15 protein-coding genes and 1 pseudogene are annotated in these 16,814 nt (G+C 71.6%); 6 read left to right on the top strand and 10 right to left on the bottom strand.

Annotation, left to right across the window (positions count from 1 at the left end):
- The first annotated feature begins 4 nt into the window (after window positions 1-4).
- The gene (locus tag ACFYPS_RS09045) at window positions 5-442 is read left to right on the top strand and encodes a hypothetical protein (protein ID WP_354965497.1); all 438 of its coding nucleotides are present in this window, start codon (window positions 5-7) and stop codon (window positions 440-442) included.
- Window positions 443-448: 6 nt separating this feature from the next.
- On the opposite strand, the gene ACFYPS_RS09040 is transcribed toward ACFYPS_RS09045, so the two are convergent.
- On the bottom strand, window positions 449-1,378 hold the full coding sequence (locus ACFYPS_RS09040; protein WP_354965498.1) for an LLM class F420-dependent oxidoreductase: 930 nt from the start codon (window positions 1,376-1,378) through the stop codon (window positions 449-451).
- Window positions 1,379-1,476: 98 nt separating this feature from the next.
- On the opposite strand from ACFYPS_RS09040, the gene ACFYPS_RS09035 reads away from it, so the two are divergent.
- Window positions 1,477-1,788, top strand: a complete 312-nt coding sequence (locus ACFYPS_RS09035; protein ID WP_354965499.1) for a metalloregulator ArsR/SmtB family transcription factor — start codon at window positions 1,477-1,479, stop codon at window positions 1,786-1,788.
- Window positions 1,789-2,319: an SRPBCC family protein gene (locus ACFYPS_RS09030; protein ID WP_354965500.1), complete on the top strand. Its 531-nt coding sequence runs from the start codon at window positions 1,789-1,791 to the stop codon at window positions 2,317-2,319.
- Window positions 2,320-2,368: 49 nt separating this feature from the next.
- Here the strand turns inward: ACFYPS_RS09030 and ACFYPS_RS09025 are convergent, their stop codons facing one another.
- Both ACFYPS_RS09025 and ACFYPS_RS09020 read right to left on the bottom strand, forming a co-directional pair.
- The gene (locus tag ACFYPS_RS09025) at window positions 2,369-3,406 is read right to left on the bottom strand and encodes a hypothetical protein (protein WP_354965501.1); all 1,038 of its coding nucleotides are present in this window, start codon (window positions 3,404-3,406) and stop codon (window positions 2,369-2,371) included.
- Entirely contained in the window at window positions 3,406-3,675 is a 270-nt protein-coding gene (locus tag ACFYPS_RS09020; protein ID WP_354965502.1) for a hypothetical protein, read from the bottom strand. The genes ACFYPS_RS09025 and ACFYPS_RS09020 overlap by 1 nt, the downstream gene beginning before the upstream one ends.
- A gap of 500 nt (window positions 3,676-4,175) precedes the next feature.
- Here ACFYPS_RS09020 and ACFYPS_RS09015 point away from each other — a divergent pair, with 500 nt between their 5' ends.
- From ACFYPS_RS09015 to ACFYPS_RS09005, 3 genes are all read left to right on the top strand, one after another.
- The gene (locus ACFYPS_RS09015; RefSeq protein WP_354965504.1) at window positions 4,176-5,378 is read left to right on the top strand and encodes a hypothetical protein; all 1,203 of its coding nucleotides are present in this window, start codon (window positions 4,176-4,178) and stop codon (window positions 5,376-5,378) included.
- Window positions 5,379-5,610: 232 nt separating this feature from the next.
- Window positions 5,611-6,180, top strand: a complete 570-nt coding sequence (locus ACFYPS_RS09010) for a dihydrofolate reductase family protein (RefSeq protein WP_354965505.1) — start codon at window positions 5,611-5,613, stop codon at window positions 6,178-6,180.
- Window positions 6,181-6,190: 10 nt separating this feature from the next.
- Entirely contained in the window at window positions 6,191-7,132 is a 942-nt protein-coding gene (locus ACFYPS_RS09005) for a GNAT family N-acetyltransferase (protein WP_354965506.1), read from the top strand.
- Here ACFYPS_RS09005 and ACFYPS_RS09000 read toward each other — a convergent pair.
- The 7 genes and pseudogenes from ACFYPS_RS09000 to ACFYPS_RS08970 all read right to left on the bottom strand — a co-directional run bounded on the left by ACFYPS_RS09000 (window position 7,127) and on the right by ACFYPS_RS08970 (window position 16,804).
- Window positions 7,127-8,704, bottom strand: coding sequence for a LuxR C-terminal-related transcriptional regulator (locus tag ACFYPS_RS09000; protein WP_387323726.1), 1,578 nt, complete (start codon window positions 8,702-8,704; stop codon window positions 7,127-7,129). The two genes, ACFYPS_RS09005 and ACFYPS_RS09000, sit on opposite strands and share 6 nt — an antisense overlap.
- 143 nt (window positions 8,705-8,847) lie before the next feature.
- Entirely contained in the window at window positions 8,848-9,642 is a 795-nt protein-coding gene (locus ACFYPS_RS08995; protein WP_354965508.1) for a class I SAM-dependent methyltransferase, read from the bottom strand.
- A 184-nt stretch (window positions 9,643-9,826) separates the two neighbouring features.
- Entirely contained in the window at window positions 9,827-10,189 is a 363-nt protein-coding gene (locus ACFYPS_RS08990; protein WP_387323723.1) for a hypothetical protein, read from the bottom strand.
- 128 nt (window positions 10,190-10,317) lie between these two features.
- A complete protein-coding gene (locus ACFYPS_RS08985) occupies window positions 10,318-11,298 on the bottom strand; it encodes a hypothetical protein (RefSeq protein WP_354965510.1) in 981 nt (326 codons plus the stop codon).
- Between the two features lie 32 nt (window positions 11,299-11,330).
- Window positions 11,331-12,398, bottom strand: coding sequence for a chitobiase/beta-hexosaminidase C-terminal domain-containing protein (locus ACFYPS_RS08980; protein WP_387323976.1), 1,068 nt, complete (start codon window positions 12,396-12,398; stop codon window positions 11,331-11,333).
- 36 nt (window positions 12,399-12,434) lie between these two features.
- Window positions 12,435-12,857: pseudogene (locus tag ACFYPS_RS08975) on the bottom strand (plastocyanin/azurin family copper-binding protein); the annotation flags it as partial.
- Window positions 12,858-12,865: 8 nt separating this feature from the next.
- Window positions 12,866-16,804, bottom strand: coding sequence for a ThuA domain-containing protein (locus tag ACFYPS_RS08970; protein WP_354965512.1), 3,939 nt, complete (start codon window positions 16,802-16,804; stop codon window positions 12,866-12,868).
- Between the last annotated feature and the right edge of the window lie 10 nt (window positions 16,805-16,814).

The following is a 16,814-nucleotide window of genomic DNA, read 5'->3' as shown; positions in this document are numbered from 1 at the left end:
GCCCATGAGCAGTTACCGTGATCCAGCCCCGCGGGGCGACGTGTTCCCCTCGGAGGAGGAGCTGGACCCGACCGGCAGTGGTGTCGAGCCGGCCAGCGCCCCGCCGGGCGCCCGGTCGCAGAGCCATCCGGCACCCACGCCCGGGCCCCGCCCGACACCGGCACCCGCGCCAGCACCGACGCCGGTGCCGGCGCCCGGGCCTCCGCCACGCGCCCCCGGCGCCGAGCCGCGGTCGATCGTGACCCGGCATCTGGACGGTTCAGTGGAGGTGGCCACCGATCTCGACGGCGACGGCGTCGCCGACATCGTCCAGGTCGACCTGGACGGCGACGGAGTAGCCGACGTCACCTATGTGGACAGCGATCGGGACGGCCGGCTGGACACCGTGCTGCGCGACCCGGGCATGATCGGGACGGGCGGCGGGGCTCACCGAGGCTCGTGAGCGGGCTCAGAGCTTCGCCATCACCTCGCTGGCGACCAGCTCGAGGTGCTCCAGGTCGCTGAGGTCCAGCACCTGGAGGTAGATCCGCTGGCTGCCGATCTCCGCGTACCGGCCGATGGTGTCGAGGACCTCGGCGGGCGTGCCGGCCACGCCGTTGGCCCGCAGCTCGTCCGGGTCGCGGCCGATGGCGGCGGCCCGGCGGGCCACCTCGGCGTCGTCCCGGCCACAGCAGACCACCAGGGCGTTGGACCAGACCAACTCGGCCGGGTCCCGACCGATCTCGGCGCACGCCGCGCGGACCCGGTCGAACTGCGCCGCCGTGTCGGCCGTCGACGCGAACGGCAGGTTGAACTCGTCGGCGTAGCGGGCGGCCAGCCGGGGGGTCCGCTTCGGACCCATCCCGCCGAGCAGGATCGGCGGGCGGGGCTGCTGAACCGGCTTGGGCATGGCGGGCGAGTCACTGATCGGGTAGTACCGGCCGGCGTGGTCGAACCGCTCCCCCGGCGGCGTGGCCCAGAGCCCGGTGATGACCTCGAGCTGCTCCTCCAGCCGGTCGAACCGCTCGGCCAGGGCGGGGAACGGGATGCCGTACGCGGTGTGCTCGTCGGCGTACCAGCCGGTGCCGATGCCCAGCTCCACCCGGCCGCCGCTCATCTGGTCGACCTGCGCCACGGTGATCGCCAGCGGGCCGGGCAGCCGGAAGGTGGCAGCCGTCATCAGGGTGCCGAGCCGGATCCGGCTGGTGTCCCGGGCCAGGCCGGCGAGGGTGGTCCAGGCGTCGGTGGGGCCGGGATCACCGGTCACCTCGCCCATCATGAGGTAGTGGTCGGACCGGAAGAACGCACCGTAGCCGGCGTCCTCGGCGCAGCGTGCCACGGCGAGCAACTGGTCGTAGCTGGCGCCCTGCTGGGGTTCGGTGAAGATCCGCAATTCCATGCCCCGAGCATAGGAAGCCGGGCCCGGTGCCGCTCCGGTACGGCGGGCGCCGCTCATATGCTTTGACAGTCATATAACCACTGGGGCATATTGAGGTGGTGTCCGCCGACGTCTTCACCGTCCTCGCCGAGCCCACCCGGCGCCGGATCCTCGACCAGCTCCGCGACGCGGAGCGCAGCGTCGGCGAGCTGGTGGACAGCCTCGGGGTCAGCCAACCGGCCGTCTCGAAGCACCTGCGGGTGCTCCGCGAGGCCGGCTTCGTCTCCTGCCGGATCGCCGCTCGGCGACGCATCTACCGCCTCGACCCGGGCCCGCTGCGAGCGGTCGACGGATGGCTGGACCCGTACCGCCGGCTGTGGAACCGGCACCTGGACGCCCTGGAACGACACCTCGACAGTCAGGAGCAGTGAATGGACCGCAACGCCTTCCACCCGAGCCCACCTGGCGAGGTGCGCGCCGAGCCCGCAGACGGCGGCGCCACGCTGGTCTTCGTCCGCGACCTGCGGCACCCGCCGGCCACCGTCTGGGCGGCGCTGACCGACCCGGCACAGCTCGCCGAGTGGGCGCCCTTCCTCGCCGACCGGGACCTCGGCGTCCCCGGCGCCGCCGTGCTCACCATGGTCGACGGCGAAACCGCCATCCCGGCCTCGGCGACGGTCCGTCGGGCCGAGCCGCCGCACCTGCTCGAGTACACCTGGGGCGACGACCTGCTGCGCTGGGAGCTGAGCCCGCTGGGCACCGGCACCCGACTCACCCTGCGGCACACCGCCGCCGACCCGGGAATGCTGCCGATGGTCGCGGCCGGCTGGCACCTCTGCCTCGACGTGGCCGACCGGCTGCTCGACGGCGACCCGGTCGGCCCGATCCGGGGGGCCGAGGCCCTCGACTTCGGCTGGCCCGAGCTGCGCGACACGTACGCCGGCCGGCTCGACAAGGGCTGACCCGGCGACGCTGTCGCCTGCCACCGAGCCGGTACGAACTCCGGCCCGGTCAGACGTACGGGCGGGTGGCGTACGCGGTCCGGAGGGCGGCCAACCCGGCCGCTTTCGGCGACAGGGTGCCCCACCCGGAGTTGAAGTAGTTGGTCCGCACGATCCGGGGTCCACGCTCGGCGTTGAGCTTGGCGACGGCCGCCGGGACGGTGGCGATCCAGGCCGGTTGGTTCGGGATCTCGGCCGACCGCACTCCCCACTCCGCGATGATCACGGGCCGGGACAGCGCCACCGGCCCGAGGTCCGCCACCGCCCAGTCCTTCGTGCGACGGAACCGGGACAGCGCGGTGTCGTTGGCGTTGGTGGCGTAGACGTTCCACTGGAGGAAGTCCAGCCGGGACATCAGTGCCTCCGGGTGGGTGCGCTGGAAGCAGGCCCGGTCGAAGCCGCCGAGGCCGATTGAGAACGTCGTGCCGGCGGGCAGCGTCCGTGCCTTGAACCAGGTGAGGATGTAGTTCGTCGCCTGCACCGCGCGGGCGTCCGACTCGGCCCAGGTGTACGCCTTGCTGCCCTCGGTCGTGCCGAACTCGTGGTCCGTGTCCAGCTCCGAGGCGAGCTGGATGTTCACCGCGAACCCGAGCGTGCGGTACTGCGCCAGTGCGCGGTGGAGCAACCCGTCGCACTGGCCGTTGAGCACCTGGCCGTACCCGTACGCTTTCGGCCAGGTGGTGCCGGGGCGCTGCTGGATGATCATCGACGGCCCCGGCACGGTGTAGCTGGTGCCGTCCACGGTGAAGCTCTGCGGCCCGGCGTTCGGGGCGCCGTAGTGCTTCAACTCCAGAACCATGTTGATCTTTACCCCGGCCTTGCCCAGGTTGGTCAGCCAGGGCCGGTTGTAGCCGGGGAAGATGTAGCCGTCGGCGAAGCTGCGGTACTGGGTGAGCGAGCGGAAGTTGCCGCCGGCCATGTCGGCGGTGGGGTCGGCCCCGCCGGAGAGGTAGTAGCCACCGAGCACCGGCTGGTTCAGGGCGTAGTCGGCGGTGGCGGTCGCGGTGTGTCCGGCGGCGTCGCGGACCTGCACGGTGACCCGGGGCATCACGCCACCCCCCGGTACACGGCGACCGAGCCGTTGTCGGAGACCCGCGTCCAGGTACGTCCGGAGTCGTCGGTGACGGTCAGGGTGAGCGGGTCGATGACCGCGGTGACCTTGACGGGAGCGCTGCTGTTGCCCTGGGCGTCGGTGACCACGATGGTGACGGTCAGCGGTTTCGTGTCGGTGTCGGAGTAGGTGACGGTCAGCAGCATCTGGTCACCCGGCGAGTAGGCGGATGCGCTCAGGGCTGCGATCGCGGCGGGAGCGGCCATGTCGGGGCCCTCTCTCTGCTTCGGTCGCCGGGCCGTCGCCATGCTGCCGGGGTGTAGACGACCCTGTCCCGATGGGCGATGGCCGTACGCGTGGTCAGGCCGGCGGCTGTGCCGTGTCCGCCACGGCGGCGAGGCCGGGCTGGGTGAAGGCGGCGCCGGTGCGGACGGTGCTGTCCCCGCCGGGCCGGAGGACTGGGATGTGGCCCGCCATCCGCAGCCTCTCCACCTGCCCCAACAGTGCTCTACCAGGGGCTTTACCGTCTTGTCCGGTATGCGACAGCGCCCGGGACGCGCCTACCGACGGACCCTGGCCGTGACCAGGGCGGCTGTCCGGCGCTCCGGCGCGGCGTGCCGGGGTTCAGCGGACACATTCGCAAGCTTGGACGGCAACTCGGCTGGATTGTGCGGGTTTCCGCTGCGGATACCATGCGGTCGTCTCCGTCAGGCGCGACCGGAAAAGGTGCCGAGTGCTCAAGACGGCGAGAAGAGTCACCACGACGATGAGCATCTGGCGTCAGGGCCTGTGGCGGTACCGCCTGACCACCGCTGGCGTCGGCCTGGCGGCCCTGAGCGTGGCGACCGCCGTGCACAACCCACCGCTGGCGCTCAGCGTCGCGGCGGCCACCGCCGGCGCGCTCGTCTCGGCGATGGAGATCTGCGGCAACCGCCGACGGGCCCGGCAGTTCCGCTTCCACCCGCGCGACGGCGACGATTACCGGGACATCGCCGAGCAGGCCACCGACCCCAAGCGGGTGCTGGAGAACGCCCACAGCACCGGCGTCGTCCGGATCGCCGAGAGTGCCCGGCTGCGCAACCTACGGATCCGCTGCGAGGTGACGCCGACGAGCTACCTGCTCGGTCGGGACCTCCGACGCTGGTCGTTCGACTTCCTGGCCCGGCACGCCCGCACCGCGGCCATGCACAACGCCGCAGTGCTGGGCCTCGCCGCCGACCTGCCGACCGGCACCGACGACCGGGTGGTCACGCTACGGCCCGCGCGGTACTTCGACTTCTTCTGCAGCAACCTGCTCGCCGCCTACGACGTCTACGAGGCCGGCCGGGACACTTTGGCGCTGCGCGGGCGAGACCTCATCCTCGACCATCGCGGCCGGTTGCGGGGGTTCGCCGACAGCCGGCTGGCCAACGTCGTGGGGGTCTCCACCCTGGCGTTCACCATCGACGGGCAGCTGCTGCTCGTCGCGCAGACCCGGGACAACGTAGGCAGCCCGGGGCTCATCGCCCCCTCCGGCTCCGGTTCCCTGGAACCGCAGGACGCGTCGGCGACGCCCACCGCGCCGAGCCTGCAGGAGGTCGTCATCGGCGGCGCGCTGCGGGAGCTGCGCGAGGAGTGTCACCTCGAACCGAACGAGATCGCCGAGAGTGGCGTCCTCGGTTACGGCCGGTGGATGAGCCGCGGCGGCACTCCCGAGTTCTGCACGGTGACCCTGCTCAAGGTCACCGCCGAGCAGGTGCTGCGCCGGACCGTCCGGTGGGCCGAACGGCCGTACGTCGGTGAGGTGCTGGCCGTCCACGTGCCACCCACCTCCGAGTGGGACCCGGACGCACCACTGACCCTGTTACCGACCGAGAACCGGCACAGCGCCTCCTGGCCGCTGGCCTTCTGCCTCTCCTGCCTCACCGACTGCATGACCGACGAGACGTGGCCACAGCGCGCCGCCATCGCGGCGGTCGTCGACCAGTGACGATCCACCCCGACCGCGCTCCACACCACGGTCACCAGCTCCCCCGCTGAGGTCGTCGGCGCCGAACGGCGTGCTCCGGGTCATCCTGGCCGAACAGGACGTCGAGGGCGGTACCGCTGTACGCGACGACCAGGCCGTTCGGTCACGTTACGTCGCTGCTACCGATGCCGGCCGCCGGTGAGCCGACTAGCGTTCCAGCTGTCAACATCATCTTCAAGGAGCAGCATCTGACGTGCGCAAACTGACGTACTACATCGCCACCAGCCTGGACGGGTTCATCGCCGCGCCGGACGGCGGGTCCGACTTCTTCGCGTTCGAGGGGGATCTGGCCGCGGCCATCCTGGCCGACTATTCCGAGACCCTGCCAACCCACGCGCGGGAGCCGCTTGGGATCGCCGCGGCGGCGAACACCACGTTCGACACGGTCCTCATGGGCCGCGCAACCTACGAACCTGCCCTGGCCATCGGCGTCACGAGCCCGTACGCCCACCTGCGGCAGTACGTGTTCTCCCGGACCCTCGACCAGCGCGATCCGTCGGTGCAGATCGTTGCCGACGAGCCGGCGGAGTTCGTCCGCGCGCTCAAGCGCCAGGACGGGATGGGCATCTGGCTCTGCGGCGGGGCGACGCTCGCCGGCCAACTCGTGGACGAGATCGACGAACTGGTCATCAAGCGGTACCCGGTCGTCCTCGGCTCCGGCATTCCCCTGTTCCGGGCGCCCTTCGCCGTGGCGAGCTTCGCATTGCGTGACTCCCGGGTGTTCAACACCGGCACGACCATCTCCACCTATGTCAAGCACTGAAAGAGGACCGATGCTGTTCCGCGCCACCACCGAGGCCGACCTCGACCGGGTCACCGGCTTTCCCATCGACGACGGGGTCAGCACGATCGACGCTGACCGCTACCTCGACGAACTGGGTCAGGGCATGTACCGGCCGGAGTGGACCTGGATCGCCGAGGACGAGCAGCGGGTGGTCGGCCGCGCGCTGTGGTGGGGGCAGGCGTCCAGCGCCCACCCGGTCGCCCTGGACTGCCTGCACGTCGACGCGTCGGTCGCCGACCCTACGGGGGTCGCGGTCGGTCTGCTCACCGCGGGCCTGCGGGCGTTCGCGCGGGACGGCGCGCCGAAGCCTCCGCTGTACAACCTGACCCTGCCCAACGACTGGCGGGACGATGAGCCCGTCGCGGCGGCGGTGGCGTGGCGGCGGGACGCGGCGCTCGCGGTCGGGCTGACCGACGAGGTGGAGCGGCTGCGGCTGGAGTGGACGCCCGAGGTTGGTGTGCCCACCTCCAGCGGCAGGCTCGTCTTCTCCGAGGGCTCCGACGACGAGTTCCTCGACGTGTTCCGCCGGATCGCGGTGGGCAGCCTGGACAGGGAGACCCGCCGGAACCTGGCGGTCAAGAGCCCGGAGGTCACCGCCCGGGAGGAGATGGACTTCTACCTGGACTGCCCGGGCGAGCGGGCGTGGTGGCGGCTGGTCCACACGACCGATGGGACGCTCGCCGGGCTGGCGATTCCGTCCGCGACGCCGTACAACCGCAACGTCGGCTACCTGGGCGTCGTCCCCGAGCTGCGCGGGCGTCGCTACATCGACGACGTGCTCGCCGAGATCACCCGGTTCCACGCCGAGCAGGGGGCCGAGCTGATCACGGCCACCACCGACACGACGAACGTGCCGATGGCCGCTGCGTTCGCGCGCGCCGGTTACCGGGTCGCGCAGATCCGATTGCTCTACTCCGCGCCCGAGTCATGACGAGAGCATCGAGGCGAGGTCGGTGCGCGAGGTGACACCGAGCTTGGGAAACGCCCGGTAGAGGTGGTGCCCCACGGTGCGTGGGCTCAGGAACAGTTGCGTGGCGATCTCCCGGTTGGTCGCGCCCGTCGCGGCCAACCGGACCACCTCGCGTTCCTGGGGGCTCAGCCGGCTGAGCGGTCCGCCCAGGGAGGGCTCCGCCACCTCGCCGCTGGCCCGCAACTCGGCCCCGGCCCGCCGGGCCCACGGCTCGGCGCCGAGCGCCGCGAAGGTGTCGAGAGCGTCCCGCAGGTGGCCGCGCGCTTCGAGTTTCCGGCGCGCGCGGCGCAGCCACTCCCCGTAGAGCAGCCCGGTGCGGGCCTGATCGAAGGCGCTGCCGTCGCCGTGCAGCCGGACGGCCGAGGCGAAGTGCTGCTCCGCCTCGGCGTCCGGCGTGGTCAGGGCACGGCAGCGGTGGGCCAGCGCGGCGAGCGCCCGACGGCCGGTGGCCTCGGCCCACTCGTCGAGCAGACGCGCCGGTTCGGCGGCCCGCTCGGGTCGACCGGCGCGTACTGCCGCTTCGACGAGATCGGGCAGCAGGAACGCGCCGAACAACCGGTGACCCGAGGCCACTCGCGCCGCCTCGAACCGTTGCAGCGCCACGTCCGCGCGGCCGAGGCCCAGGTCGAGCAGGCCCAGCGCCCACAGGGCGTCCGCCGTTGCCCGGCCGACGCCGCGCGGCTGCGTGTACGCCATCGCGTCGCCCGCCAACCGCCCGGTCTGCTCCTCCTCGCCCCGTACGGCCGCCAGGACCGCCAGGACGGCACGCACGTGGGCGGCTCGGTGGCGCAGGTCGTACCCCTCTGCCAGCCGCATCCCCTCGGCGGCGTGCGCGGACGCGTCGTCGAGCCGCCCGAGGGTCAGCTCCACCCGGGCGAGCAGGTGCAGTGCGGTGGGCAGCCACCCGCCCATGCCGTTGTCCCGGCAGTGCTCGACCGCCTCGGCCGCGATCTCGTACGCGATCTCGTCATCGGCGGCCAGGTGGCAGTAGATCCCGGTCATCAGCCGGTCCATGAACCCGGTGTCGGTTCGGCCGCGCGCCGCCACGAGCGATCGGAGCGCGCGCAGGGCACCGGGCACGTCGTCGGCGAGCAGGCGGGCCGGCACGGCCAGCACCGGCTCGGAGGGGGCTTGTTCCGCGGCCGCCGCGATCAGCTCCGCGTTTCCCGAGGAGAAGGCGGCGTGCAGAGCGTCCACCAGCAGCGCGGGGAGTTTGTCAGGCCGCTGGGCGCCGATCTGGTCGGCGCAGTCGAGCAGCATCCGGCCGGCGACGTCGGGGCTGCCGTACCCCAGCTCCACCACCGCCCGGACCCGCGCCAGGTCCGCCGCCAGGCCCGGGTCCTGCGGCGCCGCCTCGACCATCGCCGCGAGCCGGCCGCCCCGCTCGTCCTGGCCAGCGTCGGCGGCGACCTGTGCGGCGGCGATGAACCGGCGGGCCTGGCCGCCGTGGATCAGCAGAACACTGCTCGCGCCGGCCCGGGCGTCACCCAGCATCCGGTCGATCCGGTCGCGTTCCGCCGCCCGGCCCTGCACCACGTACCCCCGTCGTCACCGATCCCACCGGCCGTCGTGCCGGCAACGCGAAGCGGTGCAGCCGCAGGTCAGGTGCCTCTTCGAGGCACCTGAATCTAGCTCAGCAATGTGCCCGGCGGAGAACGGACCCCCGGCAGGGGCCGTCACTGCGGCGCGGTGCCCCGGACCGCCCAGGCGCGTGCCGTGAGCCGGATCGAGCCGTCGGGCTCCACCGGCAGCCGGGCGGCCAGCAGGTCCCGCAGGGCCGCGCGGGCCGGGTCGGCCAGCGTCGTCACGTACGTCGGAGCGGCGCCCTGCCCGCCGAGGAACGGCGTCCAGTAGTCGGCCAGGTCGGTGAAGGTGGTGGGCACCTCGACCGGCCGGACCGACACCTGCCCCAGACCGGCGTCCACCCACAGCTCCCGGAGGGCGTCGGGCTGGCACACCGTGAAGCGGTGCCCCTCGTCCAGCCCCGCCGCGACCGGGTCGAGCTGCGCGGCGGCCGCCCAGAAGTGGCGCATCATCGCCATGCCGTCGGCGTAGTCCCAGACGTAGGCCGCCACCGCACCCGCCGGTCGGACCACCCGGGCGAACTCGGCCACCGCCCGCGCCGGCTCCGGCACGAAGTTGAGCGCCAGACCGCTGACCACCACGTCCACGGCCGGGTCGGACAGCGGCAACGCGCGGGCGTCCCCGACCTGGAAGGTTGCCCGACCACCGGCGACCCGGGCATGCGCGCTGGCGACGAACCCGGCCGACCGGTCCACTCCGATCACCCGGACGGGGTCGGCGTCGGCGAGGATCGTCGAGGTCAACGCGCCCGTGCCGCAGCCCACGTCCAGCCAGTGCCTCCCGGGCGGTACGTCCAGCCCGCGCAGGAAATCGGCCGCGACCGGGCGGCTCCACCGGCCCACGTACGCCTCGTACGCGTCACCGTCCGCCCACACCGGCTGCGCCATGCCGGAACGATACGACAGCTGCGGTCGCCCAATGACCCGCCGATGCGTCGGCGATCCTGACCAGCGACGCGATCTCGTCGCGGCCGCCCCCTCCGAGCGGTCGCTGTTGTGAGCGATATACCTCTGAGGCATAAATATGCCCCTGAGGTATATCGCTCATCGAAGGACCATGCCGGGCGTCGCGTCAGCCCCTCTCGTGGATCTTGGCGAGTTTCGCGGCGAACTCGGCGTCGGTGAGCGCGCCCCGCTGGTGTTGCCGGGTGAGCGCATGGATGTCGCGCCGCTTGTCGGAGGTTTGCCGACCGGGGGACGCGCCTGTCCAGCGGGCTCCGGCGGATGTGGACGTCGGCCGGGCATCGGAGGCGGAGGAAGGCTGCGCTGGTCGCCCGGTGCCGGGCGCCTGCCCCCGGCGGCGCGCCTCACGAAGATGTGCCTGCAGTGTCGCCAGGATCTCGTCGTAGTGCTCCGGCCAGGTGGCCAACCGGCCCAGTTCGGGCCGGAACGTGAACGGGCGGAAGAGGTCGCCGCGCTGCAGCGGTGTCTGCACCGACCCCCGTCGGTCCGTTCGACGACGATCGCGGCACGGCCCATGTCCAGGCCCGCAATGGCCACGCGAACAAGGCAGCCGCGCGGGGCCACGGGCCGGACAGCCCGTGACCCCGCGCGGGGAACTACCTAGAGACGCGCCGCACCGGCCGCGGCGGCCTCCTGGTAAGCGGAGGTACGGCGGGCCTCCGCCCGCTGCGCTCCGGCGTCCTCCCGGTCCGCGACGGCCGCGGACCGGGCCGACCGGGAGGTGGTGGCAACCGCCTGGTCACCGGTCACGCCGCCGCGGATCCGGTTGTTCGCGGCCACCTGGGCAGCCGGGTTGTTGGACGTCACGGTCAACGTGCCGTCGATGATGTTGTCGTCGACGGTGACGCCGCCGGTGGTGTTGGTGATGCTGACGTCCCGGCCCCAGTAGCCGCCGGAGGCGCAGCTGTCGAGGGTGCCGTTGGGGCCCACCTGCACCCCACCCAGGTTCCCGGAGAAGGTGGCCCGGCCCCGGACCGCACTGCCACACACGACGCTGCCGGTGGCGCTGTTCAGCACCGACAGCGTGCCGTCGACGAACGAGTCGTGCACATCGGTGTAGTACGTGCCGGTGGTGGTGAGGTTGCGTTCCACCTGGGTGCCGCGGTCGAGCCGGACCTCACCGGCGCCGGCGTTGACGGTACCGACGATTGTGGACTGCTCCACGAACAGGAAGCTGTCGATGGTCGCGGCCCCCTTCGGCCGCACCGTCACGTTGCCGGTCCGGGCGTCCCTCAGGAAGGCGCCGTAACCGCCGGCGGCCAGCACCACCTGGCCGACGATCGTCGTGTCGGTGGCGTCCAGGTATCCGTCCGCGGCGACGCGTACCTCGCCGCTGACGTTGCCACCGGTGACGACCAGGTTGCCGCCGGCGGCGACGGTGACGTTTCCGGTGATCGTGGTGCCGGTGAGCGCGCAGGACTCGCCGGCCGGCACGTACAGGTCGTTGGGCACCGTCACCGCACCACCGGTGCCGATGCAGTGGGTGACCAGGTCGGCGTGCGCGCTGGGCGCCACCGCCAGCACCGAGGCGGTGATGACGGCGCTCACGGTGGCCAGCTTGGCGACGGTACGTCTGGGCATCGCTGTACTCCCTGTCGATGAGGTTCGGTGACTCATGCGCCGACGTCCGATCGGGCTGCGGCCCGGACGATGGCGCCCTGCTGCCGCAGGGTGAGGGTGCCGCCGGCCACCAGGGTCGCGGTGACCGCTTCGACGTGCCGGACGAAAGCGGCGTGCCCGTCGTAGGCGGCGCCTTCGTCGATCAGATCGTTGATGGTGCAGCCGTCGCCGGTGTCGACGTTGGCGACGCCGGTGTCGTCGCCGTCGATGATCACTCTGGCCCGGGTGTCCGAGTCGGGGCAGGCGTCGGTGCCGTCCGCGACCACCGTGAACGTCGCCGACCGCTCGGCGGAGGCGTTCCCGGCGACGTCCGTCGCCCGGTAGCGCAGGGTGTGCGCCCCGGTGGTACGGACGGAGACCGGTCCGGCGTACGGGGTCCAGGCGGCGGTGTCGACCGCGTACTCGATCGAGGCGACACCTGAGTCGTCGTCGGTCGCCGTGATGGTCACCGTCGCACGGCCGACGTACGCGCCGTCGTCGTCCTGCTCGCCGGTGACCGTGGCGGACACCGTGGGCGGGGTGCTGTCCTCGGCCTGCGGCTCGACGACGGTGAAGTGGGCCATCTGTTCGGCCGACGTGTTCCCGGCCACGTCGGTCGCGCGGTAGTGCAGCATGTGCATGCCGGCCTCGGCGACCACGATCGGTTGGGAGTACGCGGTGAAGGCGGCCCCGTCCAACGAGTACTCGATCGAGGCGACACCCGAATCCGCGTCGGTGGCGGCCAGCGTGGCGGTGGCCGTACCGATGTAGTTGCCGTCGTCGTCCCGATCGCCGGCCAGGTCGGCCGTCACCACCGGTGGGGTGGTGTCCTCATCGCTCGGCTCGACGATCCGGAACGACACCGAGCCGACCTCGCTCGTGTTGCCCGCCTGGTCGGTGGCGCGGAACTGCACCGAGTGGTCGCCAACGGCGGTGACCGGCACGGGCTGCGTGTACGGCAGGAAGCTCGTGTCATCGACCTGGTACTCGACGGTTTCCACGCCCGATGCGGCGTCGGTGGCCGTGACGGTCACCGTGGCCGTACCGATGTAGTTGCCGTCCTGGTCGCGGTCGCCGGCCACCGTGGCGGAGACTGCCGGCGGCGTGGTGTCGCCGCCTCCGCCGCCGTCGGTGACCACCAGTTCGCCGACCATCTGGCTGTGGCCGGGGATGGAGCAGAAGTAGCGGTACCTGCCCGGGGTCAGGGTCACCGTCGCCTGGTGCCGCCCGTCGTTCACGTCGAACGGGTTGGCCAGGATGTTGAGCGTGACGTCGTGGTTGTAGCCGTCGGTGGTGGTGTCGAAGGTCAGCGTGTGCGGCATCCCGGTGGTGTTGCCGGTGGCCGCGCTGTTCTCCCAGATGATCGTGGTCGCTCCGGCCACCGCCTGGGTGGGCGCGGACTTGTAGCGGGTGATGTCGTCGTCGGCGGTCCAGGTCAGCACCTGTTCCGCGACGCGCGGGGCGGCGGAGGCGGGCGCACCGGCCAACGGGGTCACCGTGAGCAGGAGCGCCGCCAGCGCGGCCGTCAGTCGTCGGATCATGGATCCTCCTAGAGCTCGCGCACGCGGATGTTGCGGAACTCGATCAGATCGTTGTCGCCGTGGTTCTGGAGCCCGATGAAGCCGCTGAGGAACTGCCGCAGATCGGTCGGCGGGTCACCCGCGCGGGAGGACTGCTTGCCCGGCGTGTTGTCGAACTCGTTGATCACCACACCGTTGCGGATCATCGTGTAGTGCTGCCCGACCACGCGGATCTCGTAGTCGTTCCACTGGTCCTTCGGGGTGACGCCGGCCTGGGCGAGCGGCACCGGATCGAAGTTGTAGACCGAGCCGGTCTTCTGCGGCTCGCCGGTCTCACCGTCGTAGATCTGGATCTCGTGGCCGCAGTAGATCGCCACCCACGCCTGCGAGGTTCGGGCCGATCCGACGGTGCCGCAGCTGCCCGGTGGGCGTTGCTCCAGCGGGATCCGCGGGTCCGGGAACCGGGTGAAGACGCCGGTGTTGGCCCGGCCGGTACCGGGCGCGATGTCGCGGAACTGCACCTTCAGCGAGAAGTCGGCGAGTTCCCTGGTGTGCCAGAGCATGCCCAGGCCACCACTGGACCGCAGCGAGCCGTCCGGCTGGATGCCGAACGATCCGGACGGCGCCTGCTGCCAGCCGAGCAGCGACTCGGCGGTGCCGTCGAAGAGCGGCTCGTACCCGGTGCGACCATCCCGGCCGATCTCGGACGCGGCAGCCAGGCGGGTCAGCGTGCCGGCTTCGCGGGCGGTGAGCAGGCCGTCGTCCTGGAGCGTGTCGGTCACCGCGGTCACGTGCCGGACGAAGCTGTTGTGGTCGGCCCAGGTGCTCTCGTCGTCGATCAGGTCGTTGCTGGTGCAGCCCTGCCCGACCGTGCGGCTAGGCACCTTGGTGTCCGTGTCCCCGAGCCACACCGTGGCCCGGTTGTCCGGCACTGCGCAGCCCACCGTGACCGTGGTCTGCACCGTCGCCGTCTCACCGTCGGCGTATTTGACGGTCAGCTTCGCCGTGTAGGTGCCGACCCGGGCGTACGTGTGCCGAGGGTTCGCCTCGGTCGACGTGGCGCCGTCGCCGAACTCCCACCGGTAGCTGACCCCGCCGGAGCGGGACCCGTTGAAGGCCATGGTCAGCGGCTTGTTCTGAACGGCGACCGAGCTGGCGGCCGGTGCCGGGGTGGGTGCGCCGCCGGTGTAGGTGATCCGGATGAGCTTCTGGTTGGGGTGCAGGCTGAAGAAGCCGCCTCCGTAGTCCAGCAGGTAGAGCGCGCCGTCCGGGCCGAACTTGGCGTCCATCCAGCTCTGCAGTCGAGCATCGCCGTTGCCGCCCGGGATGATGGCCCGCAGCGACTCGGCGAACACCGGCGGGGCCGCGGTGGGTACGCCAGCCGGGTCGACGGTGACCGCGACGCGGTTGTTCGGGTTCGACTGGTCACCGATGAGCCACTTGCCGTCCCAGTGCGCCGGCCACGCCACGCCGCTGGTCGTGTCGACCAGATCGCGGTGGTAGGTCGGACCGGACATGATGGCCTGACCGCCGCCGCGGAGGTACGGCTGGGTGTAGGTGGCGTCGGCGGCGACGTAGGTCGGGAGCCCGCTGCCGTCGGTCCGCTCCGGGAACACCGGACCGCCGCCGTCCGGGGAGTACCAGATCATGTTGTCCCGGGCCGGCGGGATGTCCACCAGGCCGGTGTTGCGCGGCGACTCGTTCTTCAGGTTGTCGCAGTCGTACCAGCCGGTCAGCACGGTCGCGTCGGTGCTGCTGCGGTCCCGGTACGGCTGCCGGTTGCCCATGCAGTACGGCCAGCCATGGTTGCCGGCCGAGGTGATGATGGTCGCGGTCTCGTACTTGGCCGGGCCCAACGTCGGGCTGGGCGACGAGGCGTCGGGCCCCACCCAGCCGGCGGTCAGCCACTGGTGCTTCGGGTCGACCTGGAGGCGGGCGATGTTCCGCACGCCCATCACGTAGATCTCCGGTCGGGTCTTCTCGGTGCCCGGTGGGAACAGGTTGCCCTCCGGGATGGTGTACGTGCCGTCCGCCTCCGGGTGGATCCGGATGATCTTGCCGGCGAGGTCGTTGGTGTTGCCCGAGGTGCGGCGGGCGTCCTGGAACGAGATCCCCTGGTACTCCTGGGTCCAGTTGTTGCCGGAGTAGCCCTGCGAGCCCTCGGAGGAGTTGTTGTCGCCGGACCCCACGTACAGGTTGCCCTTGGCGTCGAACGCCATGCCGCCACCGGCGTGGCAGCAGCTGTGGATCTGCACCGGGAACTGCAGCAGGTCCTTGCGGGTGGCCTGGTCGATGGTCTGGGTCTCGCGGTCGTAGGTGAACCGGGAGATGGTCCGCTGCCCGACCCGCTTGACCCGGTCGACCGACTCGTGCGGCATCCAGTAGACGTAGAGCCAACCGTTCTCGGCGAACGTGGGGTCGGGCACGATGCCGAGCAGACCCTCCTCGTTCTTCACCAGCTCGGAGCCGCTGCCCCGGTTACCCATCACCTCGAGGGTCGTGAGCAGTTTGGCCTGCTTGGTGCGCGGGTCCCACGAGTGGATGGTGCCGCAGCCCAGGCCGACGTTCGGGTTGTTCCAGTCCGCGACGGGGCCGCTCGGGCAGGCCGCCTTGCCGACGTAGAACACCGTGCCGTCCGGGGCGATGGTCAGCCCGTGCGGCTCGCCGATCTGGTCCAGTTGCCCGGTCTGGTTGGCCGCGGTGAGCCGCTCGACCTTGTAGTTCGCGGCGATCGTCGCCTGGCAGTCACCGCGCTCCAGGCCGGTGGTCCACTTGAGTGCCCCGGTCAGGTGCGTGCGGAACGCCGCCTCGCCGTAGCTGCCCTCGGTGTGGCCCATGCCGGTGTAGAACGACCGACCGCCGTCGTAGTCCCGGCACCAGGACACCGGGTGGAACGGCCCGTTGGCGCCCGGTCCGGCGTTGTAGTGGCGCTCCTCGACCTGGGCGACGGTGTGCACCGTGCCGATCGGGTTCGGGTCCCAGTTCTCCCACCGGTCCGACCGGGTGAGCGTCATCGGCAGCGACGCCGTCGCCGGGTGGTTGCGGTCCAGGATGTTGACGACCGCCCGGTTCACCGCCGGTGGCTCCGGTGGAGCTGTGCTGCCGGTGAACAGGCGCAGGTCGGCGAGCTGGGTCAGCGGTTCACCGCTGTTCGCGGTGATGTTCAGCCGGAAGTGCTTGAACTCCTGCGGGGTGGCGATGTCGAACCGCCGGGTCTGGAACCGCTCCGGGAAGGTCCGGCCAGTGCGTCGGTCCAGGTCGGACCAGCTCTGGCCGTCCGCCGAGCCCTGCAGGGTCCAGTCCTTCGGGTCGCGGCCGGAAGAGTCGTTCGCCGACGTCAGCGCGTACCCGGTGATCCGCTTGGCGGCGCTCAACTCGTACGCCACCCATGCCGTCGGGGTGCGGACGAGCCACTTCGTGCCGGAGTCGCCGTCGGTCAGCTTCTCCTTCGTCTCGTTCGGCGGGTTCTCGCCGCTGGCGGTCACCCGGGCCACCGGCTCGGCCACCGGGATGGCGCCCGCCGGGCGGGTGCCGATCAGACCGGTGAACCAGGCGGAGTCGACCTGCGCGCGGGCCGCGTCGGCGATGCCGACGAACCCGCCGCCGGCCTTCATGTAGCTCTGCAGCGCCGCTTCCTGGTCACGGTTGAGCGCGGCGCCGGTCGCGGAGAGAAAAACCACGCTGCGGTACGCGGACAGCCCGGCCGTGGTGAAGACGGCGGGGTCCGTGGTGGTCGTGACATCGATGTCATGACCGGCGCCAAGATCTCTGATCGCCTCCGCGGCGCGCGAAACCGGGTCCTGCTGCTCGGCCACCGGCCCGTGGAAGACGAGGACCGCTGTCTTGTTCTCCTGCGCCGCCTTGGACGCGGGTGCTTCCTTCGGTGCGGCTGCCGCTGCCGCCGTGCCCGGCAACAGCGTCGCGATGACCGCCGCCGCGGCCAGGGTTCGTCGTAGTTTTCGTGTCATCCCCATCCCC

This window comes from Micromonospora sp. NPDC005087 (assembly GCF_042872965.1).
GTDB lineage: Bacteria > Actinomycetota > Actinomycetes > Mycobacteriales > Micromonosporaceae > Micromonospora.
The sequence above is the reverse complement of the archived record's forward strand: the minus strand, read 5'-3'. Positions and strand labels throughout refer to the sequence as shown.

Excerpts from the sequence above, each read along its gene's own strand:
- ACFYPS_RS09005 (WP_354965506.1), top strand. The coding sequence starts at position 6,191 with ATGCTGTTCCGCGCCACCACCGAGGCCGACCTCGACCGGGTCACCGGC.
- ACFYPS_RS09045 (WP_354965497.1), top strand. The coding sequence starts at position 5 with ATGAGCAGTTACCGTGATCCAGCCCCGCGGGGCGACGTGTTCCCCTCG.
- ACFYPS_RS08995 (WP_354965508.1), bottom strand. The coding sequence starts at position 9,642 with ATGGCGCAGCCGGTGTGGGCGGACGGTGACGCGTACGAGGCGTACGTG.
- ACFYPS_RS09020 (WP_354965502.1), bottom strand. The coding sequence starts at position 3,675 with ATGGCCGCTCCCGCCGCGATCGCAGCCCTGAGCGCATCCGCCTACTCG.
- ACFYPS_RS09040 (WP_354965498.1), bottom strand. The coding sequence starts at position 1,378 with ATGGAATTGCGGATCTTCACCGAACCCCAGCAGGGCGCCAGCTACGAC.
- ACFYPS_RS09015 (WP_354965504.1), top strand. The coding sequence starts at position 4,176 with ATGAGCATCTGGCGTCAGGGCCTGTGGCGGTACCGCCTGACCACCGCT.
- ACFYPS_RS09025 (WP_354965501.1), bottom strand. The coding sequence starts at position 3,406 with ATGCCCCGGGTCACCGTGCAGGTCCGCGACGCCGCCGGACACACCGCG.
- ACFYPS_RS08985 (WP_354965510.1), bottom strand. The coding sequence starts at position 11,298 with ATGCCCAGACGTACCGTCGCCAAGCTGGCCACCGTGAGCGCCGTCATC.
- ACFYPS_RS09030 (WP_354965500.1), top strand. The coding sequence starts at position 1,789 with ATGGACCGCAACGCCTTCCACCCGAGCCCACCTGGCGAGGTGCGCGCC.
- ACFYPS_RS08970 (WP_354965512.1), bottom strand. The coding sequence starts at position 16,804 with ATGACACGAAAACTACGACGAACCCTGGCCGCGGCGGCGGTCATCGCG.